The sequence below is a fragment of the Glutamicibacter sp. B1 genome, from assembly GCF_039602135.1.
Lineage (GTDB): Bacteria > Actinomycetota > Actinomycetes > Actinomycetales > Micrococcaceae > Glutamicibacter > Glutamicibacter ectropisis.
In genome coordinates this window covers 2,306,742-2,331,298 of the sequence record NZ_CP125942.1, presented here as the reverse complement: position 1 = coordinate 2,331,298, position 24,557 = coordinate 2,306,742, and the positions used below count along the sequence as shown (strand labels likewise).

General features: G+C 54.2%; 26 protein-coding genes, 2 pseudogenes and 1 riboswitch. Of the genes and pseudogenes, 18 read left to right on the top strand and 10 right to left on the bottom strand.

What is annotated here, in order from left to right:
• Position 1 precedes the first annotated feature (1 nt).
• A complete protein-coding gene (locus QMQ05_RS10810; protein ID WP_345469944.1) occupies positions 2–433 on the top strand; it encodes an OsmC family protein in 432 nt (143 codons plus the stop codon).
• Between the two features lie 293 nt (positions 434–726).
• Complete coding sequence (locus tag QMQ05_RS10805) at positions 727–1,956, top strand: mechanosensitive ion channel (protein ID WP_345469942.1); 1,230 nt, start codon at positions 727–729, stop codon at positions 1,954–1,956.
• A gap of 79 nt (positions 1,957–2,035) precedes the next feature.
• On the opposite strand, the gene QMQ05_RS10800 is transcribed toward QMQ05_RS10805, so the two are convergent.
• Positions 2,036–3,004, bottom strand: a complete 969-nt coding sequence (locus QMQ05_RS10800) for a GNAT family N-acetyltransferase (protein WP_345469940.1) — start codon at positions 3,002–3,004, stop codon at positions 2,036–2,038.
• Positions 3,005–3,084: 80 nt separating this feature from the next.
• Positions 3,085–3,189, top strand: a riboswitch (TPP riboswitch).
• Between QMQ05_RS10800 and thiO the strand changes: the two genes are divergently transcribed.
• The 7 genes from thiO (at position 3,187) to QMQ05_RS10765 (ending at position 9,581) form a co-directional block, all read left to right on the top strand.
• Entirely contained in the window at positions 3,187–4,311 is a 1,125-nt protein-coding gene (gene thiO, locus QMQ05_RS10795; RefSeq protein ID WP_345469938.1) for a glycine oxidase ThiO, read from the top strand. (Overlaps the previous riboswitch by 3 nt.)
• The gene (gene thiS / locus QMQ05_RS10790) at positions 4,308–4,553 is read left to right on the top strand and encodes a sulfur carrier protein ThiS (RefSeq protein ID WP_345469936.1); all 246 of its coding nucleotides are present in this window, start codon (positions 4,308–4,310) and stop codon (positions 4,551–4,553) included. Before thiO ends, thiS begins: the two co-directional genes overlap by 4 nt.
• Before the next feature lie 2 nt (positions 4,554–4,555).
• Positions 4,556–5,374: a thiazole synthase gene (locus tag QMQ05_RS10785; RefSeq protein WP_345469934.1), complete on the top strand. Its 819-nt coding sequence runs from the start codon at positions 4,556–4,558 to the stop codon at positions 5,372–5,374.
• Entirely contained in the window at positions 5,374–6,519 is a 1,146-nt protein-coding gene (locus QMQ05_RS10780) for a ThiF family adenylyltransferase (protein WP_345469932.1), read from the top strand. Before QMQ05_RS10785 ends, QMQ05_RS10780 begins: the two co-directional genes overlap by 1 nt.
• Positions 6,520–6,563: 44 nt before the next feature.
• Complete coding sequence (locus QMQ05_RS10775) at positions 6,564–7,106, top strand: GNAT family N-acetyltransferase (protein ID WP_345469930.1); 543 nt, start codon at positions 6,564–6,566, stop codon at positions 7,104–7,106.
• A gap of 146 nt (positions 7,107–7,252) precedes the next feature.
• Positions 7,253–9,160: a translational GTPase TypA gene (gene typA, locus QMQ05_RS10770; protein WP_058254767.1), complete on the top strand. Its 1,908-nt coding sequence runs from the start codon at positions 7,253–7,255 to the stop codon at positions 9,158–9,160.
• Positions 9,141–9,581: a hypothetical protein gene (locus QMQ05_RS10765; RefSeq protein ID WP_345469927.1), complete on the top strand. Its 441-nt coding sequence runs from the start codon at positions 9,141–9,143 to the stop codon at positions 9,579–9,581. The genes typA and QMQ05_RS10765 overlap by 20 nt, the downstream gene beginning before the upstream one ends.
• Before the next feature lie 81 nt (positions 9,582–9,662).
• On the opposite strand, the gene QMQ05_RS10760 is transcribed toward QMQ05_RS10765, so the two are convergent.
• Both QMQ05_RS10760 and QMQ05_RS10755 read right to left on the bottom strand, forming a co-directional pair.
• Entirely contained in the window at positions 9,663–10,172 is a 510-nt protein-coding gene (locus QMQ05_RS10760; protein WP_345469925.1) for a helix-turn-helix domain-containing protein, read from the bottom strand.
• Between the two features lie 95 nt (positions 10,173–10,267).
• Entirely contained in the window at positions 10,268–10,513 is a 246-nt protein-coding gene (locus QMQ05_RS10755) for a putative acetyltransferase (RefSeq protein ID WP_345469923.1), read from the bottom strand.
• A gap of 214 nt (positions 10,514–10,727) precedes the next feature.
• On the opposite strand from QMQ05_RS10755, the gene fdxA reads away from it, so the two are divergent.
• The 4 genes from fdxA (at position 10,728) to QMQ05_RS10735 (ending at position 14,311) form a co-directional block, all read left to right on the top strand.
• A complete protein-coding gene (gene fdxA / locus QMQ05_RS10750) occupies positions 10,728–11,051 on the top strand; it encodes a ferredoxin (RefSeq protein WP_028268312.1) in 324 nt (107 codons plus the stop codon).
• A gap of 11 nt (positions 11,052–11,062) precedes the next feature.
• Complete coding sequence (gene dapC / locus QMQ05_RS10745; RefSeq protein ID WP_345469917.1) at positions 11,063–12,178, top strand: succinyldiaminopimelate transaminase; 1,116 nt, start codon at positions 11,063–11,065, stop codon at positions 12,176–12,178.
• A 98-nt stretch (positions 12,179–12,276) separates the two neighbouring features.
• Entirely contained in the window at positions 12,277–13,557 is a 1,281-nt protein-coding gene (locus tag QMQ05_RS10740) for a citrate synthase (protein ID WP_345469915.1), read from the top strand.
• Between the two features lie 175 nt (positions 13,558–13,732).
• Positions 13,733–14,311: a hypothetical protein gene (locus tag QMQ05_RS10735; protein WP_345469913.1), complete on the top strand. Its 579-nt coding sequence runs from the start codon at positions 13,733–13,735 to the stop codon at positions 14,309–14,311.
• A gap of 65 nt (positions 14,312–14,376) precedes the next feature.
• Here the strand turns inward: QMQ05_RS10735 and dapD are convergent, their stop codons facing one another.
• Positions 14,377–15,333 carry a 2,3,4,5-tetrahydropyridine-2,6-dicarboxylate N-succinyltransferase gene (gene dapD, locus QMQ05_RS10730; protein ID WP_334123231.1) on the bottom strand — a complete coding sequence of 319 codons (957 nt, stop codon included), beginning with the start codon at positions 15,331–15,333 and terminating at the stop codon, positions 14,377–14,379.
• Between the two features lie 73 nt (positions 15,334–15,406).
• Here dapD and dapE point away from each other — a divergent pair, with 73 nt between their 5' ends.
• The 5 genes and pseudogenes from dapE (at position 15,407) to QMQ05_RS10705 (ending at position 19,825) form a co-directional block, all read left to right on the top strand.
• Positions 15,407–16,492: a succinyl-diaminopimelate desuccinylase gene (gene dapE / locus QMQ05_RS10725; RefSeq protein ID WP_345469911.1), complete on the top strand. Its 1,086-nt coding sequence runs from the start codon at positions 15,407–15,409 to the stop codon at positions 16,490–16,492.
• Between the two features lie 169 nt (positions 16,493–16,661).
• Positions 16,662–17,499: pseudogene (locus tag QMQ05_RS10720) on the top strand (IS5 family transposase).
• Between the two features lie 187 nt (positions 17,500–17,686).
• A complete protein-coding gene (locus tag QMQ05_RS10715; RefSeq protein ID WP_345469909.1) occupies positions 17,687–18,589 on the top strand; it encodes a hypothetical protein in 903 nt (300 codons plus the stop codon).
• Between the two features lie 73 nt (positions 18,590–18,662).
• Positions 18,663–19,220 carry a hypothetical protein gene (locus QMQ05_RS10710; protein ID WP_345469907.1) on the top strand — a complete coding sequence of 186 codons (558 nt, stop codon included), beginning with the start codon at positions 18,663–18,665 and terminating at the stop codon, positions 19,218–19,220.
• Positions 19,217–19,825 carry a hypothetical protein gene (locus QMQ05_RS10705; protein ID WP_345469905.1) on the top strand — a complete coding sequence of 203 codons (609 nt, stop codon included), beginning with the start codon at positions 19,217–19,219 and terminating at the stop codon, positions 19,823–19,825. The genes QMQ05_RS10710 and QMQ05_RS10705 overlap by 4 nt, the downstream gene beginning before the upstream one ends.
• Before the next feature lie 21 nt (positions 19,826–19,846).
• On the opposite strand, the gene QMQ05_RS10700 is transcribed toward QMQ05_RS10705, so the two are convergent.
• The 6 genes and pseudogenes from QMQ05_RS10700 to QMQ05_RS10675 all read right to left on the bottom strand — a co-directional run bounded on the left by QMQ05_RS10700 (position 19,847) and on the right by QMQ05_RS10675 (position 24,540).
• On the bottom strand, positions 19,847–20,419 hold the full coding sequence (locus QMQ05_RS10700; protein ID WP_345469903.1) for a S8 family serine peptidase: 573 nt from the start codon (positions 20,417–20,419) through the stop codon (positions 19,847–19,849).
• A 502-nt stretch (positions 20,420–20,921) separates the two neighbouring features.
• The gene (locus QMQ05_RS10695) at positions 20,922–21,755 is read right to left on the bottom strand and encodes an IS5 family transposase (RefSeq protein ID WP_345469901.1); all 834 of its coding nucleotides are present in this window, start codon (positions 21,753–21,755) and stop codon (positions 20,922–20,924) included.
• A pseudogene (locus QMQ05_RS10690) lies at positions 21,748–21,903 on the bottom strand (IS110 family transposase); the annotation flags it as partial. The gene QMQ05_RS10695 and the pseudogene QMQ05_RS10690, both read right to left, overlap by 8 nt.
• Positions 21,904–22,004: 101 nt before the next feature.
• The gene (locus QMQ05_RS10685; protein WP_345469899.1) at positions 22,005–22,901 is read right to left on the bottom strand and encodes an amino acid ABC transporter permease; all 897 of its coding nucleotides are present in this window, start codon (positions 22,899–22,901) and stop codon (positions 22,005–22,007) included.
• Positions 22,898–23,575: an amino acid ABC transporter permease gene (locus QMQ05_RS10680; protein WP_058254758.1), complete on the bottom strand. Its 678-nt coding sequence runs from the start codon at positions 23,573–23,575 to the stop codon at positions 22,898–22,900. The genes QMQ05_RS10685 and QMQ05_RS10680 overlap by 4 nt, the downstream gene beginning before the upstream one ends.
• A gap of 137 nt (positions 23,576–23,712) precedes the next feature.
• A complete protein-coding gene (locus QMQ05_RS10675; RefSeq protein ID WP_345469897.1) occupies positions 23,713–24,540 on the bottom strand; it encodes a glutamate ABC transporter substrate-binding protein in 828 nt (275 codons plus the stop codon).
• Positions 24,541–24,557 lie beyond the last annotated feature (17 nt).

Below are 24,557 nucleotides of genomic sequence, written 5' to 3'. Positions count from 1 at the left end.
CATGAGTGAAAATAGCCGAGAAATTCGCGAAGTTAGTGTTCAGCGCACTGAATCACGTAAGTACACAGCCACTAGTCTCGCAACTGGGGCCAGCATCGAATTTGGTCAGGGCGAGGGATTGTTGACGCCAGTGGAGCTATTGCTTGCTGCCATTGCAGGTTGCTCTTCTATTGATGTTGATGTCGCGACCACACGTCGCAGCGAACCTGAGAAATTTGATGTACGCGCAAGCGGATACAAACTTTCGGAGGATGGCGCCAGCCGCATGGATGACATTCACCTCGGGTTTGATTTGAAGTTCCCTGATACTGAAGAAGGACGCAAGGCCGCCAGTATGGTCGAGCGGATTGTGAAGCTTTCACACGATAAATACTGCACGGTTTCACGCACGGTTGAGCTTGGCGCATCGGTTGTCAGTGAAGTAGTTGAATAAAGAGTTACAACTTCGTCTTGAGCACTTTGAGTAGCGTTGAAATGTGGAAACTACAAGTCATTCCAAGGGAATTAACGGAATTGACGGCTTGCGAACTTTCAAGATATTTTGCGATTCAGTAGTGTTTATGCGCGCTTTCTTTGGTTTTCGTTGAATAGCTAACTCAGAGCAACGGTTTTCGTAGTTGGAGCTGTTTATCTCCAATGAATCAGCCCGGCAAACCAACTCTTTGCCCTAGTCAGTGCCGTTCCTTCATCGTAGGGTCGAGTTGTCCCTACGTTGAAGGAGCAGACATGCAAACTGAGAACGTGTTAGGCAACATCGACTGGGCGTCAATGCTACAAAAAGTGGCTATTGCGCTAGTCATTCTCATCATTACGTGGCTTGTAGCGCGCATCGTTCGTTGGGCTGCAGCCAAACTAGTGACCAGAGTGAAGTTCCTGCAGAAACAGGGAAATGACGGAGCTCAAATTGGTGAGTCTCTGGGCAAGGTTGCCGGGCTGATAGTTTGGCTCTTTGGCCTCGTTGCTATCCTTCAAGTTTTTGCGCTTTCAGAAGTTCTTTCGCCGGTTCAGGGTCTACTCGGCGGCGTCATGTCGTTCATTCCGAACCTCATCGGCGCAGGCTTTATCTTCTTCATTGGCTACGTCATCGCCAACATTGTTCGTCAGTTGCTGACTACGGGTTTGAGCACTGTCGACTTTAGCGCTCTGGTGCGCAAGCTGACACCAGGGGACGAACCAGTAGATGAAGTGCAGTCTCGCGAAACCCAGGCGAAGATCGTAGACATCATCGCAAACATTGTTTTTGCTCTGATCCTGCTTGTGGTCGCAATTTCTGCGCTACAGGTCTTGGGCATCGCTGCCATTTCACAGCCTGCCGAGCAGATGCTGCAGTTGGTCTTCACGGCCATCCCACAGGTCATCATGGCTCTGGTCTTGTTGGCAGTTGGTTTCCTTATCGCCAAGTTTGTTGGACAGCTACTAGAATCCACCTTGCACGGAGTTGGAACTGATCGTGTTGTTGCTAGCTGGGGCGTTGTTCCAGAAGGTAAGAGCGCATCAGGCATCATTGCCGGCATCGTGAAGATTGCGATCGTCCTGTTCTTTGGTGTGATGGCAGCTCAGATGCTGAACTTCCCTGCAATCACCAATATCCTCAATGAGATTTTGGCGCTGGGTGGCAAGATCCTCTTTGGTGCAGCAATCATCGCTGCTGGCTTCGTCGTTGCCAATGTGATCGGCAAGTTCATGGGTGACACCACTGCTTCGAAGATCATCCGCTACACGGCCATTGCGCTATTCGTGGCAATGGGCTTGAAGTACATGGGAATCGCCGACTCCATTATCAATATGGCCTTCGGTGCAATCGTTATTGGTGCGGCCCTGGCTGCTGCACTTGCCTTCGGTCTTGGTGGTCGCGACGCAGCAGCACGCGCACTGAACAAGATCGATACCGACAAGCTGGGCTCGGACGGTCCGGATTCGGCACCTCCAGCTCCGCCGACGTCATCAGGTATCTAACCATTTCGAACAGAACCTTAGGGACATAGGAAACGTCGCGGAATCCTTTCAGGATTCCGCGACGTTTCTCCATTTGGGCTCAGAATTCTTCTCGCCGTAAGGGCAAAGGGATTGTTTGGCTCTGTGGATCGGTTCTTAGGCGGGCGTAGGCGTAAACATCGACTCTCGTGCCGTCCACTAGGAACTTGCCACGTTCAATTCCCTCGCGTAGAAAACCATTGTTTTCGGCCACATGCCGTGAACCAGGGTTATTTGCACGTAGACCCAGTTCCAATCGGTAATAGTCACGCACTTCAAAGAGATAGTTGACCATGGTGGCCATGGCTCTGGTGGTAAGGGAACGACCTCGGTACTCATGGTGCATCCAGTACCAGAGCCAGGCATTGGAGTTTGACGAGTCTAAGGTTGCACAGACTAATCCCACTAATCTGTCATTGATGGTGATGGCCAGTGGGTACTGGGTCTTTTCATTGTTGACCAGAGTAGCCACATAAGATTGTGCCTTTTCGGGGGTATCTGCATCGCCTTGACGTCTCATATCTGGATGAGAAATGAACGCCTCATATACTTCTTGCGCATCTGAGATTCGCAATTTTCTGACTGTACATTCTTGAACAAGATCGTGAGCAGTCGTCGTCTCGCGTTGCTTCGGCTTAGCCTGATTGGGGATTGTCAGCGTGCCTTGATGGAAAAGCATTCTCCATCGATCTTGATTGCGTATCCACAATGAACTGCGCAAGGCAGGACGCGGCCCGCCAGTTCTCCAACGCACTTGGACTAGGTCCGTTGCTAATTGGATCACTGCTGGATCAATAACGTGCAACTTCTCAGTAGCGGATTCCTCACGGGCGAGCAATTCAATGACTTGGTCTCTGGTGTAAGTATTGCCGCTGGCACCAATCTCCCGAAAATTTTCATGTAAGAGAGCAAGGAGAAGCTTCTCGTTGCTGCGTACCGAAATGTCCAGCAGCTGCTGTTCAAGACCTACAACTTCGCGGAAAAGTTGAGAACCTGTAGGCAAGTATGCGGGAAAGCTCTGATGCTCCATGCCAGCAAGTACATCACAGAAGATGACGAGACTAAGTCAACTGCAGTTGGCTTTTATGTGATGCATCATGCTTATAATCGCAATTACTCCGCGGGAGCCTGAACCGACCAGGCTGAGAGGGCACTGAGCCGACCGCTACACCTGATGCGGGTCATGCCGCCGTAGGAAGGAAGCGTGCCCCAGTGCATGTGAATATTGTTGGTGCCGGAATCATCGGTCTAGCTATCGCGTTTGAGCTCAGCTCGCGTGGACATACGCTCACCATCATTGACCCAGCTCCAGGCCAAGGTGCCAGTCACGCGGCAGCAGGAATGCTGGCACCGGCTGCAGAGACAGTCTGGGGCCAAGGGCCACTACATCAGCTACTAGCGACATCGAATTCGTTGTACCCGCAATTCGTTGAACGCATTGCGTCAACCACTGGTCACCGACCGGATTACTTGCGATCTTCAACTCTTGTTGTTGCTGCAGAAGCTGCTGATCGCGAAGCGCTCCACGAACTGATTGAACTGCAGAATTCGCTAGGTCTAGCTACCGAAAAATTGCTCCCGAGCCAAGCCAGATCATTAGAGCCGGCGCTAGCCAGCAATATTGCCGGAGCTGTGCTCTGCCCGGATGATCACCAAATCGATCCACGCTCTGTAGTGCGTATCCTGCTTGAATACTTCCAAGAAAATCTCGTCTACGAACGTGTCGAAGAAGTACTCACCGACCACCCAAACACTAGCGCCGTGCGCACGAGTTCTGGACAAATACACGCTGCCGATCAAACTATTATCGCGACAGCCTTGGGGGCTGTCGGGGGAGTGGAGAAGCTTCCGCTACGTCCTGTGTACGGAGATATTCTGAGAATCCAAGCGCCAGCCGGCCCCGCACTACTAAACCGCATCGTTCGTGGCATCGTTCATCGCCAACACGTGTACCTCGTCCCACGTAAGGACCGGAGCTTGGTGCTTGGTGCCAGTGTGCGAGAAGACCACAACCCAGAAGTCAATGTCGGCGCAATGTACAACTTGCTCGACAATGCCCGAAGGCTCGTGCCTGGTATTAGTGACTGCTCGCTGAATGAAGTCATTGCCAGAGCACGTCCAGCCACGGCAGATGACCGCCCACTGATCGGTCGAATAAACCCAAACGTGGTGCTTTCAACTGGGTACTCGCGCCACGGCGTCTTACTCAGCCCCTTGGGTTCTGCCCTCACCGCTGATCTCACCGAAAACATCACAACCAACCCCATGTTGAATGACGTTGATCCGCAACGTTTTTCAACCCTTTCTTCACCTCTGCCTATGGAGCAACACCAATGACATCGATCAACATCACCTTCAACTCACAACAAGTTCAAGTACAGACAGGAACTAGCCTCCGAGAATTTGTTAGCACCCAAATCGGCAAGGAACTCGATGCAGAGTCCAAGGCTGTCGATGGGAGCAAACTCGGGGTAGCTGCCGCCGTGAATGGTGGAGTCATTCCACGTAGCGCCTGGAACGCCACAGTGCTTGAAAACGGGCACAGCGTAGAACTTGTTACCGCAGCTCAAGGAGGCTAAGGATGGAAAATAACGAAGTCACTGAACTCGACGTGAACACCGATCCCTTCGTTGTCGCAGGGCGAACCTTATCGTCACGACTGATTCTGGGCACCGGTGGGGCCACCTCGTTAAGCACCCTGGAGCGCGCGCTCACCATTTCAGGTACAGAACTAACTACCGTGGCCATCCGACACTTTTCTGCAGCCGGTGCAGGCAATGTTTACGAACTTCTGCAACGCAATAACGTTATTGCTTTGCCGAACACCGCAGGATGCTTCACCGCTCGAGATGCCGTACTGACTGCTCAGCTGGCGCGTGAAGCGTTGGAGACTGACTGGATCAAACTTGAAGTCATTGCCGATGAACACACGCTCCTGCCAGATCCATTGGAACTGTATTCAGCCACGGAACAACTGGTAGCCGACGGGTTCAATGTCTTCGCCTACACGAACGATGACCCAGCCCTGGCTCAACGGTTACAAGACGCCGGAGTCGCTGCGATCATGCCTGCCGGCGCCCCGATTGGCTCAGGACTAGGCATTTTGAATCCACATAATATTTCCACCATCGTCGCCCGTGCCCAGGTCCCAGTGATCTTGGATGCAGGTGTCGGCACAGCCTCGGACGCTGCGCTGGCCATGGAATTAGGCTGTGACGCGGTATTGCTGGCCAGTGCGGTCACTCGCGCACACAACGCACCGCTGATGGCAGCAGCCATGCGCGATGCGGTTCGTGCAGGTCGTGCTGCTCGACTAGCTGGTCGAATTCCACGCAGGGACACGGCTCTCGCTTCCTCGCCGGCCGAGGGCATGATGCAAACCTTGGTCGGTGAATTCTGATGTCACGCCTGCCGCTGTGTGAACCTGCGACGGGAATTCTTCCAAGTCAACTGGCCCGCTATTCACGTCACCTGACCCTGCCTGGGGTGGGTGAAATAGGACAACGGCGCATCATCAACGCGAAAGTCCTGATCATTGGTGCCGGTGGGCTCGGCAGCCCGATTGCCAGCTACCTTATTGCTGCTGGTGTTGGTGAGCTGGCGGTTCTGGATGATGACACAGTCGAACTATCCAATCTGCAACGTCAGATCATGCACCGCGAATCTGATGTTGGTTTGCCCAAAGTGGACTCGGTTCAAAGACTGGCCCAAGAACACAACACCACGGTCAACGTTACGAAGTTGAACCAACGGTTGAGCGAAGACAACGCACTAGAACTTTTCGCATCTTATGACCTGGTTATTGATGGTAGTGACAACTTCGCCACAAGGTATCTGGCATCAGATGCCGCCGAAATTACCGGCACTCCACTGGTGTGGGGCACGCTCTTTCAATTCTCGGGCCAGGTCTCAGTCTTTGACCCCCGCACCGGTCCGATGTTGCGCGATATTTTCCCCGATATCCCGGACGCCGATTCGGTACCAAGCTGTGCCGAAGGAGGCGTCTTCGGAGCCTTGTGCGGCGTGGTCGGATCGATGATGGCTACCGAAGCATTGAAGCTGATCACTGGAGCCGGGAGTACGCTCAGCGGAAAACTCTGGTTGTACGACGCGTTGAATGCCAGTGTGCGGTCCTTGGAATTTAGTGCCGACCCGCAACGAGAAAAAGTGACTGAATTGGGGCAATACCAGTTAGTTGCTTGCGCGATCGATGAAAGTTTTTCAACCCTGAGCGTTGCAGAATTGAAGGCTCTGGAACAGGACCATGACGTACTCGTAGTTGATGTCCGGGAACAATGGGAGAGGGAAATTGCCTCGATTCCCCACAGCGTTCACGTGCCACTAAATGAATTGTTAGCTGGCCGGCACGAAAATATACCTGCCACGACTGGAACCATGGTGATGGTCTGCAAGAGTGGTGCACGTTCACGACAAGCAGCTCAATATTTGACTGAGCAACAAGGACATGCCGGAAAAGTATTCAGCCTCGACGGCGGGACGATACGGTGGTTTGCCGAAGTCCAGGGCCAACACATCGACTATTAGATGGGGATGATCCTGCGAGTGCCATGTGATGCAAGAATAGTTTCATGAGCCTCAACCCATCCCTAGAGTTTCGTGAACTAGCTAGTCAAGACGAACAACAGGCCATCGACGCACATCAGAGTATGCTCGCTGATGACTTCGAATTTTTGCCAACGTGGTCGATGGCAGAACCGTGGGAAGACTACATCTACCGTATGAACGCGGGGCGCCGAGGGGAGCATATTCCTGATGGATGGGTGCGCTCGGCACTCTTTGGTGCCTTTGACGATGGTGAACTTGTGGGTCGAGTATCGGTGCGCTACGAACTGAACGACTTCCTGCTGCAAAATGGTGGGCACATTGGTTATGGAGTCCTGCCTGAACATCGTCGCCGTGGAATGGCGGTGGCACTGTGCCAGTTTGGCCTAGCCGAAGTCGGACACGCGGGAGTGGACAGTGCACTGCTCACCTGTGACAGTATGAACGCAGGGTCCATTGCCACCATTCTTCGGTGTGGGGGAGTGCTAGATCCGCAACTTCCGTCTCTGGAGGCGGCCGACGGTTCCAAGACCCTTCGCTATTGGATTTCCACCCAATCCAACCACTGATTTTCCGCGACTTTACTTGAAATTCTTGTATGTTCTGACACAGATCACCGGAGTATTTGCAAGAACAGCGTAAACTGGATTGTTGGGTCGACTGTGGCCCCGACTTCTTAGACCCAAAAACCTCGAGCGGAAGTGAGCCTTCACGCATGTCAGCTAACACCATTAGTCGCGATGAACTTCGCAACGTAGCCATCGTTGCGCACGTTGACCACGGCAAGACCACCTTGGTCAACGCAATGCTCCAGCAGACTGGTGCATTCGCTAGCCACGGTGAAACCGAAGATCGCGTCATGGACTCCGGCGAGCTGGAACGCGAGAAGGGCATCACCATCCTTGCTAAGAACACCACCGTGTTCTACAGCGGCCCAGCTGCTGAAGGTAAGAACATGACCATCAACGTTATCGACACCCCGGGTCACGCTGACTTCGGTGGCGAGGTCGAGCGCGGCCTTTCCATGGTTGACGGTGTGGTTCTGCTGGTTGACGCATCTGAAGGCCCACTGCCTCAGACCCGTTTCGTGCTGCGTAAGGCACTGGGCGCCAACCTGCCAGTAATCATCGTGGTTAACAAGACCGACCGTCCGGACTCCCGCATCGACGGCGTTATCTCCGACTCCATGGATCTGCTGCTGGGCTTGGCTTCTGACCTAGCTGATGAAGCACCAGATCTGGATCTTGACGCCATCTTGAACGTTCCTGTTGTCTTCGCTTCGGGCAAGGCCGGTTACGCTTCGATGAACCAGCCAGCAGATGGTACCCTGCCAGACAATGAAGATCTGGAACCACTGTTCGAGACCATCATCAAGCACGTTCCTGCTCCGACCTACACCGAAGGTGAAGTTCTGCAGGCACACGTCACCAACCTTGACGCATCGCCATTCCTTGGCCGTCTGGCTCTGCTGCGTATGATCAACGGCACCCTGCGTAAGGGCCAGCAGGTTAACTGGGCCCGCCAGGACGGCACCATGAAGCAGGTGAAGATCACCGAGCTTCTTGCTACCAAGGGTCTGCAGCGTGTTCCAGCTGAAGAAGCTGGTCCAGGCGAGATCGTCGCAGTTGCAGGTATCGAAGACATCATGATTGGTGAAACCCTCACCGATCTGGAGAACCCAAAGCCACTGCCACTGATCACCGTTGATCCACCTGCGATCTCCATGACCATCGGTATCAACACCTCGCCACTAGCTGGCAAGGTCAAGGGTGCCAAGGTCACCGCACGCCAGGTGAAGGATCGCCTGGACAAGGAACTGATCGGTAACGTATCGCTGAACATCCTGCCTACCGAGCGTCCAGACGCTTGGGAAGTACAGGGTCGTGGCGAATTGGCTCTGGCCATCCTCGTTGAGCAGATGCGTCGTGAAGGCTTCGAGCTGACCGTTGGTAAGCCACAGGTTGTCACCAAGGTCATCGACGGCAAGGTTCACGAGCCAATGGAACGCATGACCATTGACGTGCCAGAAGAGTACCTGGGTGCTATCACCCAGCTGATGGCTTCGCGTAAGGGTCGCATGACCGATATGGCTAACCACGGCACCGGCTGGGTTCGTATGGAATTCATGGTTCCTGCACGTGGCCTGATCGGTTTCCGTACCCGCTTCATGACCGAAACCCGTGGCGCTGGTATCGCTGCCTCGCTGGCCGAAGGTTACGAGCCATGGGCAGGTCCGATCGAATACCGTATCAACGGTTCGATCGTTGCTGACCGTGCCGGTGTTGTCACTCCATTCGCGATGATCAACCTGCAGGAACGCATGAGCTTCTTCGTGAAGCCAACCGAAGAGGTTTACGAGGGCATGATCGTTGGCGAGAACTCCCGCGCCGACGACATGGACGTGAACATCACCAAGGAAAAGAAGCTCACCAACATGCGTGCAGCTTCCTCGGATAGCTTCGAGAACCTGACCCCACCACAGACTCTGACCCTGGAAGAGTCGCTGGAATTCGCTCGCGAAGACGAGTGCGTTGAGGTTACCCCAGAGGCTATTCGTATCCGTAAGGTGCTGCTGAACGCCAACGACCGTGCCAAGGCAACCCGTGCACGCGCTCGCTCCTAATAGTCAGCGTAAATCCCACGGTAGCAACCTCTCTGCGCTCTGGCGCGGGGTTGTTGCTGCCGTGGTAGCAGGACTTTTCGGTACTGCAATCCATGCCTCCATCACCTACGTCGGTAACGACATTCCGCTGGTGTGGGGAGTAGGGGTAGCTTGGCTACTTCTCGGCTTACTGGTGTACTGGGCGGCAGTGTCCTCAGGGAAACTGTGGTCTGGCGCCTTGGCACTCATTGGCTGCTATGTCTGCGTGGGACTTATTTCCTATGTCGGCAACGACCAGCTGATCTTGGGTATGCAGTACTACCAATATCTACCCGGCCCTGCATTAGCTTCGGCCCTGTGGATGTACGGAATGATCGTTCCTGCAATCATTGGCCTGCTGTTGGCCCTGCGAGTCATTCGCAAACAACACCGCCAGAACTAAACAGTGAAGGTGCCCCATCCGCTTTGCGGGTAGGGCACCTTCAGTGTTTAACGCTATGAAATTTGATCTTTGGACAGGGCTCTAACCCTCGTCGCTCTGAACGCCGGTGATGTCTAAGTGGTGGGCCATGAACAGGGAAGTAGCGATACCGCCTTCTTCGGGCTCACGCATTGCGTAATCTTCAATGACCGCGCGTAGGCGGGACATCATCTCTTGACGCGATTCGTCGCTCAGTTTGAGGCCCACCCGAATAATCTGAATTTCTTGAGGATCCAGACCATCGATTTCCTGTAGGAAAGTATCAACTAGCATCGGTGCAGCATCAGGGATACGCGTGCCCCATGATTGTTTGGTGCTTCGGTACGGGACCTCTTTTGCGCCGCGGTTTCCACGTCGGGCCTCTTCGGGGGCCAGATACCCATTGTTCACCAAGGTCCGTACGTGGTGCAGGGACGTGGCTGGATTCAGATCAAGTATGTCCGCGATTTCCTTATTGGTTCGCGACTCATGGAGGCACAAACGCAGGATACGAAGCCTCAGCGGAGAGCTGAGTGCACGTGCTCGCGATTGGACAAGTTTGTCAGAAGGCATAAAAACAGCATACGGGAAAATCCGTGAGTGATTGGCAGAATCAAATCACATGTCGTCGAACGGCGGGTTTTACCAAGTGTTGACCGTGCAGAACGCTAGTTTCTGGGCGCCCGCGCCCTGCGTCGTTCCGGGGCCGGTGGAACCTTTTTCGCGTGCGTGATTGAAGAGCGGGGGATGGTGAGCAATTCAGAGCGGGTCTGGACGGTAATTGAATTGTCGGTGACTTCTTGCAGTTCACCTAACGCATCGCTAAAGCGTTCGCCCGATGTTTTAGCTTCCATAGTCAGGCGGTAGCGAACAACAATCCGTTCACCGGGAGTCACATCACCAAAACTAAGCATTAATCCGCGTCATCTTTTCGTAAGAAGAATTCATCTAAACCCTCAGAGGCTGAAATGTGAATGGTCGGTTACGTCACAGCTGGCTCTCGGGCGCATCGATGTATTGATATCAGGACTAGACTGTAGTTTGAGTTGGTCAGGGATTCAAAGAGCATCCAGGAATCCGACTGGCTCGTGTTGAAACCACCAAGTGCAAGGAAAGGTCTCGGCCCTCGTGACTTACATCATCGCTCAGCCGTGCGTCGACGTGAAAGACAAGGCGTGCGTCGAAGAGTGCCCGGTAGATTGTATTTATGAAGGCGAACGCTCGCTGTACATTCACCCGGATGAATGCGTAGACTGCGGCGCTTGCGAACCAGTCTGCCCCGTTGAAGCCATCTACTACGAAGACGATGTGCCAGACGAGTGGGCTGACTATTACAAAGCAAACGTCGACTTTTTCGATGAACTTGGTTCCCCGGGTGGCGCCGCTAAGATTGGTAATACCGGTACTGATCACCCGTTCATCAGTGCCTTGCCACCTCAGAACCAAGGCTAGGTTTTACTTTTATGCTTGAGCTCCCCGATTACCCCTGGAACCAGCTAGCTCCATACCGTGAGCAAGCAGCGAAGCACCCAGGGGGAGTCGTGGACTTGTCGATCGGCACGCCGGTTGACGACACCCCACAGCTCATTCAGGACGCGTTGACCGACGGCGCCAACTCCCATGGTTACCCCACCACACACGGAACCGTAGAAGTTCGTCAGGCCATCGTGGACTGGTTCGCACGCCGTCGCCAGGTCACCGGCTTGAGCGTCAACGATGTCATGCCAACCGTAGGCTCCAAAGAAATGGTGGCCTGGTTGCCACTATTCCTCGGCATCGGCGCCCAAGACATCGTGGTGCGCCCAAAAATTGCGTACCCAACCTATGACATTGGTGCACAGCTCGTCGGTGCGAAACCCATCGCCACCGATGACCTTGATGAACTTTCCGCGGAAGAGCTTTCGCGGGTAAAGCTCATCTGGGTTAACTCCCCAGGTAACCCCACCGGCAAGGTCGCCAGCGCTGAACAGCTGCAAAAAATCGTTGAGAAGGCTCGCGAAATTGGTGCTGTAGTAGCCTCGGATGAGTGCTATGCGGAACTGGGCTGGGAAGAATCTGAAGGCCGCGTGCCGAGCATTTTGGACCCGCAGGTCAATGGCGGCAACCTCGATAACTTACTAGCGCTGTATTCGCTGTCTAAGCAGTCGAATCTTGCCGGTTACCGTGCCGCTTTTGTTGCCGGTGCGCCTAACCTCATGCCCACGTTGATCAACAGCCGCAAGCACACCGGAATGATTGTGCCTGGTCCCATTCAGCACGCCATGGTGGTGGCGCTCAATGATGATGAGCATGTAGCCACACAACGTGAGCTGTACCGGGCGCGACGCGAAGCCTTGCGTCCGGCCCTAGAAAACTTTGGCCTGAGAATCGAAGATTCGGTGGCCGGCCTGTACTTGTGGTGCACGCAGGATCGTCCAAGCTTCGAAACCATCGGCGCCCTCGCCGAGTTGGGAATCGTCGCTGGACCCGGTGCTTTTTATGGAACTGCAGGAGAACGCCACGTCCGCGTGGCATTGACCGCTTCCGATGAACGGATTGCGGCCGCCGTTGAACGGCTGAATTCTTCCGCCAATCGGTGAAGATGACAGCTTGATTAGCGGGATAGGGTCAAATCGCGGTATGTTCTACGGTGACGACTGACCTTTCGGAACTACACGCTTTCCGGTTAGGAGAAGCAATGACAGATACTACATCTGCACAGCTACATTTTGGAGAATCCAATCTTGAGCTTCCGGTAATTCCGGCTGCTGAAGGCAACGACGGATTCAGTGTAGCCCCACTATTGAAGACCACTGGGAACGTGACCTACGATCCTGGCTTCATGAACACCGCGGCCACCAAATCTGCGATCACCTACATCGACGGAGATGCAGGCATCCTGCGTTACCGCGGTTACCCCATCGAACAGCTGGCCGAGAAGTCCAGCTTCATCGAGGTAACCTACCTGCTCATCTACGGCGAACTGCCAACCGCACAACAGTTGGCAGATTTCGACAACTCGCTGCGCCGCCACACCCTGCTGCACGAAGAGCTCAAGGGCTTCTTCGGTGGCTTCCCACGCGACGCACACCCAATGCCAGTGCTTTCCTCGGCTGTTTCGGCACTGTCGACCTGGTACCAGGATTCCCTGGATCCTAAGGATGACGCACAGGTTGAGCGCTCGACCTTGCGCCTGTTGGCTAAGCTTCCAGTACTGGCTGCTTATTCCCACAAGAAGTCCATCGGCCAGGCTCTGCTCTACCCGGACAACTCGATGAACATGGTCGAGAACTTCCTGCGCCTGTGCTTCGGTACCGCCGCTGAGCCTTACGAGCTGGATCCAGACGTGGTCAAGGCTCTTGACCTGTTGCTGATCCTGCACGCAGACCACGAGCAGAACTGCTCGACCTCCACCGTGCGCCTGGTTGGTTCTTCGGAAGCAAACATGTTCGCTTCGGTTTCTGCAGGTATCCACGCACTGTCCGGCCCAGCTCACGGTGGCGCCAACGAAGCAGTGCTGAAGATGCTGCGCGAGATCCAGTCCTCTGGTATCTCCCCAGAAGACTTCATGCAGAAGGTCAAGAACAAGGAAGATGGCGTACGCCTGATGGGCTTCGGCCACCGCGTGTACAAGAACTACGATCCACGCGCCAAGATCATCAAGAAGACCGCTCACGACCTGCTGGCAAAGCAGGGCAAGAACGAGCTGCTTGACATCGCCATGAAGCTGGAAGAGACCGCGCTGAACGATGAGTACTTCATCTCACGCAAGCTCTACCCGAACGTAGACTTCTACACCGGCCTGATCTACACCGCTATGGGCTTCCCTGAAAAGATGTTCACCGTTCTGTTCGCGATCGGACGCCTGCCAGGCTGGATCGCACAGTGGCGCGAAATGATCAAGGATCCTGAACTGAAGATCGGTCGCCCACGTCAGCTGTACATGGGTGAAACCGCTCGTAACTACCCAGGCTTCTAAGCCACACGGTATATTCAGCGTTCACTGACAAGGAGCTTTTCACCATTGATTTGGTGGCAAGCTCCTTGTCTGTTTTAACCACGTGGACGGGAGTATCCTTTGAGTCTAAGACCGCGGGGGTATGCCTAAAAGTCAGGTGGTATGCATGTACTTTCGTCGTGGAAATAATTGGTCTTTGGCGGTAAAAACCAATCAGACGATGTTGATGGCCCTGTACTTACGTGAGCTTGGCGGGGTTGATCCCGCTGAAGCCGGGCCGAACTGTCGACTCACCTCGGTGATTAAAAATCGTAACGGCGCTGACACTTCGCACGGGCAATTCAAACAGGAATGGAGTGCTTGGTGGGGTGCGTTGACCTCGGGGGAGATCGAAGCTGAGACTGCTCCGGAGCAAACCTTGCATGAGCATCTGGATTTGGAAGGATTTCCGGCGCTGGCTAAATTGGCCAAGGCTCACTATGGGCAAGCGACCGTGTTCGCCCAGCAGCATGCCGAGGAGTTCATTGAAAAGAGCGTGGACTATGTTCCACGTCGCCTCGATGAGTTAGAGAGAATTTTGTTGGATCACGGAGTGGATCACGATACACAAGCCCAAGAGCAGCAGATCCAACTCATCGACATGCCTTTAGACGAGCCTCGTGCGTGGCTGACGGGCCGGTCGACGATTGTTGCCAGTACCTCTCTCTTGCAAGATTCTAAGGCGTTCCACGGCTTTATTCAGCCGATGGTCACCATCATTTTCCCGAGTGCCTAGATGGGTGCTTAAAAGCGTGAGGGCCAGCCGAAGAGTTTTTCTCTTTGGCTGGCCCTCACCTGAGTTTAGTTTGCGTGTAGAGCGCTGTTCAATTCAACGGTTTGGCCGGCGCGAGCCAGGGCCTCAACGGCACCTGAAATCGAATTACGGCGGAACAGTAGGTTAGGGACTCCGGAAAGCTCTAGGGCCTTGACCTGCTGGTCACCCAAGAGCACACGGGTTCCGGCCGTCACGTAGAGGCCGGCTTCTACTACCGAGTCATCACCGATGGAAATTCCAACACCAGCATTGGCACCGAGCAATACGCGCTCGCCAATAACGATGCGTTCACGCCCGCCACCGGAGAGCGTACCCATGATCGACGCGCCACCACCAACATCGGAACCGTTACCGACAACTACCGAAGCCGAAATACGGCCCTCGACCATGGAGGTACCCAGGGTGCCAGCGTTGAAGTTCACGAAGCCTTCGTGCATGACCGTAGTACCTTCGGCAAGGTGTGCGCCCAATCGAACGCGGTCAGCATCGGCGATGCGAACGCCAGAAGGTACAACGTAGTCAACCATGCGCGGGAACTTGTCGACACCGTAAACAGTGACGGCGCCGCGGGCACGCAGCTTCAGGCGGGTCACCTCAAAACCATCAACCTGGCAGGGGCCGAAGTTGGTCCATACAACGTTAGCCAGGTGGCCGAAAATTCCATCAAGGTTGATGGAGTTTGGCTGCACCAGGCGGTGCGAAAGCAGATGCAAGCGGAGCCACACATCGGCGGTATCGGCAGGGGCAACATCAAGATCGATGGTTAGTGAGAGAACCTTCTGGGTGGTTCCTCGGGCAGCGTCGTCTTGAGCTGCAGCGGCTAGTTCGCCGGAAAGTTCTTCGGCCAGCGCGAGTTCGCCAAGAACAGGAGCTGGGTACCACACGTCGAGGATGGTTCCATCGGCGGCAATGGTGGCCAGACCGTGGCCCGAGGCCAAACGGACGGCGGAGTCACTGGATGAAGTCACAGATTCTGAAGTCATACACTGATCGTATCCTCGATACCCCGGGTAACGTTGATAGATGACAGGCTAGTGAAGCTAGAGACGTAGGACGATGGATAACGTGAACGAATTGGACCTGCTACAGGACGTTGCAGTACTGACCGAACAGATCATGAACATTGAATCTGTTTCTGGGAATGAACGCGAAATTGCTGATCAGGTGCATCAGGCATTGCTGAAGCTGGAACATTTAGAGGTTCATCGGGACCAGGACGCGATTGTTGCCCGCACTAATTTCGGCCGTGAACGCCGAGTAGTGCTGGCCGGGCACTTGGATACCGTCCCTTTGCCACGTACTGAGGGTGCAAAGGGCACAGTACCTGCCCAGGTCATCGACGGGGTGCTTTATGGTCGCGGTGCCACCGACATGAAGGGTGGAGTTGCGGTGCAGCTCGCTCTTGCTGCAGAACTAAAAGACGCCAAATACGATGTCACCTACGTCTTCTACGACCACGAGGAAGTTGAAGCAGCGAAGTCCGGGTTGGGACGCTTGGCCAAGAACTCCCCAGAATTGCTTGAAGCTGATTTTGCGATTCTGCTCGAACCAACCAATGGAACGGTTGAAGGCGGGTGCAACGGTACCAGTCGATTCGTGATTAGAACTCACGGTAAGGCTGCACACTCCGGGCGTGCATGGATGGGCCACAATGCGATTCATGATGCAGCACCGATTCTGCAACGTTTAGCCGATTACCAGCCACAGACCATTACCGTTCAGGGATTGGACTACCGCGAAGGAATGAACGCGGTGCGCATCAGCGGCGGCATCGCTGGAAACGTGATCCCTGATTACTGTGAGGTCGAAGTCAATTATCGTTTCGCCCCGGATAAGACCCTGGCACAGGCTGAGGCGCTGGTTTTTGACCTCTTTGAAGGTTTTGAGATTGAACGCACCGATGGTGCTGAAGGAGCCAAGCCCGGTTTAGATCAGGAGATCGCTGCGGATCTCATTAGGATTCTGGGCCAGGAACCTAAACCAAAATATGGGTGGACTGATGTCTCTCGTTTCTCGGCCCTGGGCGTATCGGCCGTGAACTTCGGTCCCGGCGATGCCTTGCTGGCCCACAGCGACGATGAACATGTGGCGCAGGAAGATATTCGCACCTGTTTGAAGTCACTGCGTTCCTGGTTGAGCTAGCCTGCAGGAAATCTAAATAAGAGATCGCGCCAATAGGCAGCTCCCGACCTCGATTACTATTAACGCCAGCGTAATTAACCAAGCCAACCGCGTCATTAAAGGCTGAAGCAGGCACGAACCCTGTTGAACATGTTTTCGACCAAGAAATTAAGTTTGACGAGGAGCGTTCGTGCCTGCCTTATCATTATCCATTATTGACCCCCCTCTGGAGCCAATTCAGCGCGCTCATCCCCAGCCCTCAGCGGATCCATCCCTTGGGCTGCCACCGGCCACGGATCAGTGACCGGATCATCTTCGACAAGCTCATCCAAGTACTCATCTTGGGTGCCGCTTACGAAAGAATCAGCGACGCCACCTGCTCAGCAACCACCATCCGACGCCGCCGCCGCGACGAATGGATTAGCGCGGGAGTCTTCCTGCAACTTGAGCAACTATGCCTAGAAGCTTATGACCGGATCGTCGGGTTGGACCTTGAAAACCTGTCAGTTGACGGATGTCTGGTCGAAGCCTCCTGCAGCGGGGAAGCGTCCGGAAAATCCCCGGTAGACCGGGGTAAACAAGGTACTAAACGCTCCGTGATGACCGACGGCAAAAGCATACTTCTTGGATGCGTGATTGTCGGGGCGAACCGTCACGATTCTCCCTTGCTGCGTCCCACGCTTGAACGCTTGAGTCGTTTCGGATACTTCTTGCCCGAACAGATCACTGTGTATCTGGATGCTGGGTACGACAGTCAGAAAACCCGGGATTTACTCACCGAGTTAGGTCGCCAGGGAGTCATCAGCACCAAGGGTGAACCGCTGCAAACCGGTGATCGGTGGGTCGTGGAGCGCACCAACTCGTGGCATACCCGGGGATTTAGGAAATTGGCGATCTGCACCGAGCTCAAGAGCAGGGTCCTTGATGCGTTGATCAGCTTGGCGAACAGCATCATTGTGATCCGCAGGTTGATCCGTGAGGCATGGTTAAGTCATCGGTGGGATTCAAAGCCGAAACGAAAGCCTTAATATTCACGGTTCACCAATTGGCGCGATCTCTTATTCGACTTCTTCATTTACGCGCAAGCTGGATACGTGCAGAGTAACGCAGGCGGAGGGTGAATCGAGTCTAAATAACTCTTAAGGATGATTTAGTCTCTGCTCAGATATGGTTCATTGGTTATGGTCACATCCGCACCGACTTCGAAAGAAGACCATGATCAAAATCGTTACCGCTATAGCGGTTGCATCCGCGCTTTCGCTCGGATCTGTACAATCCCCGCCAGAACCCGCAACTGAGGCAGCCGCCCCGACAGCTTCCACCACCCAAGAGCTCCAGGCGCAATATGCTGGATACAGCTCTGAAGAAATCGTCGAAGAAGGTCTGGCCGAAGAAGGCTTAGAGCTTGAACAAGTTAACGTCAGCACCGCGGGAATCGAAATTGAGGCAGAAGCAGCCGCTCCCAACGATCCATTCGAATTCGCCCTTGAACTCGACGCTGGAAAAGCCAGTGGCGAAGTAACCTTCACCGACAAGATTGACGGTGAAATCGTCACCGAAACCTACGACATCGACATTCAGGAGTCTACTGTTGAGCGCACAGTTTTCACCCTGACGAACCCGAACACTGGCGAAATCTACGAGCACGACTCAGCGGAAGCATCTTCTTCAGTTGCTTTCGTGATACCTCTTGCTTTTGGCGCAATCTCCATCAGCACCGCACTTTACTACCTTGCTGTCGGTGCCGCCATCGTGATTAGCGGAGCCCTTGCTCTTGAAGCGGGGAAGGCTATTTCCAAGATCATCAAGGAGAACAGCAGGAAGAATAAGTCGAAGAAGCGCGATTACTACCCAGCGACGCTTAAGAACAATAAAGTGTTCATCAGCGCGAAGGGGCTTACAAAGACCCAGGCTGTAACTCGTGGCAAGAAGGGTAAGGGAAATGACGTTTGGGCTTTGTCCAAGAGCAAGGCGAAATCCTTAGCTGTCTCTATTAAGAACGGCAAGTCGGCTGTTGGCCCTGAAATCAGTGGTGGAGGCAAGAAGGGATACATGTGGCACTACCATCCCAACAATCGGACACCTAGCGTTCACCTCTTCTACGGAAGCATGACCTAAGAAATAATCTGCACGAAGTATTGGTGTCGCTAGCTACGGTTGGCGGCACCAATCGTGTTTGAATTGAGGAACTATGACTGACTACCAAGAACTCTTGCAGGCTGCTCGTGCACACTACGGGGTTGGCGCTGCTCCACGCGTGTCGGAAGCTGCAGCATTTCTCACCTCGTTGGGTGGCAAGACCTTCGACTACTCCAGGTTCGCCGGCAACCTCATCGATGAATATGTAGACTCGGCACGTGTAGTTGCAGCCTACGATATTTCCGACCCAGAGCTCCTTGCTTCCCGGTCCTTGCCGGTTGAACGCGAAATGATGGAATGGCCTCCCGAAGAAGATGAAGACAGCTATGACGTTGTGTTCACTAAGGATGAAGAGCTGTGGAACGTCATTCAGGACGAGCTCGGTGGGATGAGGCGAGCAATTGTCTTGCTTGAGCATGCTGAAGGGGATGCAGGCGCTGTAGGCAACTTTCGTGTAGCTGGATTCGCACAGTGGCTAAGGGAGATGCTCTGGGCTGCTACCGGTGTCGTTCCGCGAGATCCAGGCTGGCCGGATGAGAGCGCCACTCTGTATGAGAAGGCTTTTGCGATGCAGGGACGGCCAGGTTGCGAACCAGACCCAATCGATTGACGAGTATTGTCGGGTCAATCCGAGACACTTTCCAAGCTGCTTGCATCACCAGTCGTGCCTTCGGCAAGGGCACGGCTGGTGCCGCAGTTATTTTCCTTGCGCAACTGCTCTCAGTAGTTTCCGTGGGAGCCCGTCACGTGCACCTAACCGGCAACCGTTTGGGTGTTTTCGTGCTGCTTCGTAACAGGCCGGTGCAGACTCTGCTGCGCTTGTGCTTGTTCCTTGTAGCGTTGTGCGTTCCAGCTTTACTGGCTCTAGCCGTCCGCCACTTGCACATTGGGAGTGCCTGGGTTCAAATTGTCGGATTCGGCATCAGTGCCTTGCTGATGATCTGGTTGGCTGCCGGCATGGCAATTATGGCGCGACAGGGAGAAGTAGCTCTGGACATCCGCGGACTACCCGAAGGTGACCTCTACATTCTTTCTTCTCTTGCTCAAATGCCAGGTTCAAGCTCAGGGGTGCTAGCAGATCTTCGCTCAGCTCTATTGGGCTTGCCGGCTAAATCCGTAGTGGCCGCTGTAGCTGCGGATGAAACCATGGCGGCGCGATACGAAAAGCTGGGGTTCACACGAGGAAGCGGGCTACAAGTTTTTCTTCAGCGGTAGCCCGCTCCCATGTGTTGCGGCTTAGCCGTCCAGCTGGCTGGACTCGAATTTGCTTGCATCCTTAATGCGTCCGGAAAGTATTCCTGCAGCTATCTTTCTGGTCGTTTCAGAAGCTGCAATGGAAGATCCCGATTCTTCAACTACCTTGCCGTTGGATTTGGACACTGGAATGTCCACTCCTGCCTCTGTGAGGTCAGCTTTGTCGCAGGGGTTTCCCGTCCAGCATTCGCCGTTGGCGTCAGTTGCTGCAACTGAAAGTGCTGTGTCATAGCGTGCCGGGTAATCGGGGGCCAGAGATCTCACGTTGCCAGTTGCGGCGACAACGAACGCTCCGGCATCCTTGGCCGATTTCAGGGCTTTCTCAATTTCAGCGTGTGGACGCCTGACACCAAGGCTGATGTTGATGATTCGCGCGTTGTTCGCAACGGCAGCTTCAATAGCATTGGCTATGTCTGAGGCGCTTGGAGCGTCGCCAATGTCATATGAGTGCATCGTTAGGGACGCAGGGTCCAGTTGGGAGTCTGAATTTACACCCAAGATCGAGGACATCATCATGGTGCCGTGCTCGGAGGGTGTGTTTGCTCCGTGGTTCACGATGTCATACTTGGAAAATTGCGCGAGTGCAGTTTGTCCGCTGTCAATCAACGCAATGTCTATGTGCGCGGGAGGCCGCTGGCATCCTGTAAGCATGAAGCTGGCGCTCAGCAGCGCAACTGATATGGCAGCGTTTTTCTTCATCATCGAATGCAATAATCTACCTGTTCGGGTGCAACCATCGTGTAACGTCTGGTCAGAGTCGGTTGGTCGTGTGTTACAAGTTCACCGTTTTTTACAAGAGGTGACGGTGAAAGTGGCACTGTTAGAACTCTAATGCACGCGATTGGGTGGGTGCTGAAATGAAACCCGGACTAGTTGTATCCGTACTGTGTGACAGTTCAGCTGCGAAAGAACCTGAGATGGGCACCGGAAGGTGTTCTGCTTGCCGTTCGCCCCGAGGACGGGCTGGGTAGAAATCTCAACTTCATCCTTGGTGAGTATCTGATCCGCGTGAGACCAATTGACCTAAGAGATCGCGCCAATTGGTGAACCGTGAATATTAAGGCTTTCGTTTCGGCTTTGAATCCCACCGATGACTTAACCATGCCTCACGGATCAACCTGCGGATCACAATGATGCTGTTCGCCAAGCTGATCAACGCATCAAGGACCCTGCTCTTGAGCTCGGTGCAGATCGCCAATTTCCTAAATCCCCGGGTATGCCACGAGTTGGTGCGCTCCACGACCCACCGATCACCGGTTTGCAGCGGTTCACCCTTGGTGCTGATGACTCCCTGGCGACCTAACTCGGTGAGTAAATCCCGGGTTTTCTGACTGTCGTACCCAGCATCCAGATACACAGTGATCTGTTCGGGCAAGAAGTATCCGAAACGACTCAAGCGTTCAAGCGTGGGACGCAGCAAGGGAGAATCGTGACGGTTCGCCCCGACAATCACGCATCCAAGAAGTATGCTTTTGCCGTCGGTCATCACGGAGCGTTTAGTACCTTGTTTACCCCGGTCTACCGGGGATTTTCCGGACGCTTCCCCGCTGCAGGAGGCTTCGACCAGACATCCGTCAACTGACAGGTTTTCAAGGTCCAACCCGACGATCCGGTCATAAGCTTCTAGGCATAGTTGCTCAAGTTGCAGGAAGACTCCCGCGCTAATCCATTCGTCGCGGCGGCGGCGTCGGATGGTGGTTGCTGAGCAGGTGGCGTCGCTGATTCTTTCGTAAGCGGCACCCAAGATGAGTACTTGGATGAGCTTGTCGAAGATGATCCGGTCACTGATCCGTGGCCGGTGGCAGCCCAAGGGATGGATCCGCTGAGGGCTGGGGATGAGCGCGCTGAATTGGCTCCAGAGGGGGGCGCCCCTATGTTTAAAGTCAAGCAATTTTCAGCTCCGGAACATCATAAAATGATCCATCTCGGATCATCGCGAACAGCACCGTCAGCCGGCGGTGGGCCAAGGCGATGAGCGCTTGGTTATGTCGCTTTCCTTGGCCTCGTTTCCGGTCGTAGTAGTCGCGGCTGGTCGGGTCGGGAGCTGCCTATTGGCGCGATCTCTAAGAAAGCTGCGCTCCAAGCCTGAGGCTTGGAGCGCAGCTTTGTTCTCATATGAATCACTGTTCAGAACATGAAATTATTGTTCTTTTGAATCATCCTTGGTGCCTGTCTCAGCGAAGGTCACCGCGGTAGTTCCAACCACTGCAGGTGCATTCTTGGCCTTCTTGACTCGGGTGCTCAAGCGCTTAGAAACCTGCTCTGCAATCTTGCTCAAGGTGAAGTTGATCAAGATGAAGATTACTGCGGTAACAATCAGCGCCTGCAAGACGTTGCCGTTAGGCGATGAGTAAGTTCTAGCGAAGAACAGCAGCTCGTTGAAGCTGATGATGTAGCCCAACGCGGAGTCCTTCAAGATGACCACAAACTGACCGATCAATGCCGGCAACATGGCAACTAATGCCTGTGGAATCTCGATATAGCGCAGGGACATGCCACGCGTTAGACCGATAGCGATACCGGCTTCTCGTTGACCCTTCGGCAAGTTGTGAACGCCTGACCGGACCAATTCGGCGACGACAGAACCGTTGTAGAAGATCAGAGCAGCTACAACGGCCCACAGGGCAGTATCCCCGGGCAGTTCTAGTGAACGGGAGAAGAACACGTTGAAGAACACGATCATCAACAGCACTGGAACCGCACGGAAGAATTCCACGATCACCGTCGAGAATCCATTGATGAGTTTGTTCTGTGACAATCGACCGATACCGAAGACCAAACCAAAAATCACCGAACCGATGATGCCTAGAATGGCCGCCTTGACGGTGTTTAGCAGGCCAGGAAGAAGGTAGTTCTTCCAGGTGCTGGCTTGGATGAAGTCATCCCACTGCTCTGGCTGCATTTGTCCCTTGGCTGCGAGGCCAAAGAAAATCCAAGCAACAATGCCCACGGCGATTAGTGCACCGACGATATTGATGATCAGAATTCGACGACGGGCTTTGGGCCCGGGAGTATCAAAAAGAATCGAAGCGCTCATCGTGCCACCGCCAGTTTCTTAGACAGCCATGTAGTCAAGAGACCCACGGGAATCACGATGATTACGAAGCCAATAGCAAAGGTCAAGAAGATTGGGATGACAATATCGGAACGGAACTCAATCATTGTCTTCATCACCGAGGAAGATTCGGTTGCTACCGAACCCACCGCGGCAACTGTGGAGTTCTTGATCAACGCAATCAATGTGTTGCCCAAGGGAACTATGGCGCCCCGGAAAGCTTGAGGAAGAATGATCAAGCGGGCCGCAGGCATGAAACCCAAACCGATAGCTCGTGCTGCTTCAGCCTGACCCAGCGGAACGGTGTTCACGCCTGAACGGATGGCCTCACACACAAATGCTGCGTGATACACCGCGAGGCCCAAAACTGACAGTCGGAAGAAGTTCGCTTGGAAATCGCCGCCCAGGGTGAAGCCAAGTTGGCCATAGAGCGCCAAGACTGCGAACAAGATGATGATGGTCAGTGGGGTATTTCGAACCAGGTTAACGTAACTGGCACCAATGGCCTGGAAGCTAGCCACGGGGGAGATGCGAAGCAACGCCAAAATTGTGCCCAGCACCAGCGCGCCGATGGCAGCCCAGAACGTCAGTTGGATGTTGACCCAGAATGCTCCGGGAATGTCGTACTCAGTGAATATGGATAAATAATTCTCCACTGCAAGCCTCTGTCTCGATGGCCATGGTGAGGGCCAAGCGGCTACGGGATCGATGAACAAAAAATTGGTTCATCGGGAAAATAAGAATGCCGCGGGGGACAAGAACACTGCTTGACCCCCGCCGCATCGAAAAAAGGTTAAGCGCAGGTATCTGACAGCTTTGGTGGGTTGGTCTTCGAGTTAGGCGTGTAGCCGGTACCCTCAGTGTTCTTGTCCAACGCCTTCTGCCAATCGCCGGAATCGATCATCTTGGTGATCGCTTCGTTGATGGCCTTGCACTTGTCGGTGCCGTCTGGCAGACCTACACCGTAGTTTTCTTCGGTGAATGGCTTGCCAACAACCTTGAACTTGCCCTTGTAAGCAGGCTGAGCGGCCAGACCAGCAAGGATGATGTCATCGGTGGTGACCGCGTCGATGGTGCCACCGCTCATCTGGGTGACACACTCTGCGTAGCCCGGAAGTTCCTGCAGGTTGGTGCCTTCAGCGTAGTTGTCCTTAACCTTTTGCGCCGAGGTCGAGCCGGTGACCGAGCACAGGTTCTTACCGTTGAGGTCTTCTGGACCGGTAATATCTGAGTCCGCAGCCACGAGCAGGTCCTGACCAGCAACAAAGTATGGTCCAGCGAAGTCGATGACCTTGTTACGCTCATCGGTGATCGAGTAGGTAGCGAAGATCATGTCCACCTGGTTGTTCTGCAACATCGTCTCGCGGTTAGCCGACGGTGCCGAAACGAACTCGATCTTATCCTCGGAGTAACCCAACTCATTGGCAACGTACTTGGCTACATCCACATCGAAGCCGGTGTAGTTATCCCCGTCTTTGAAGCCCAAGCCTGGCTGATCAAACTTGATACCAATACGAATCTTGTCTCCATCAGCGGAGCTGTCCGAGCCGCCACATGAAGTCAGGGCCAGCGCGGCGACTGCTGCCATTGCAGCGATGGTGCCAAAACGATTCTTACGCATAATTCCTCCTGTTGGAT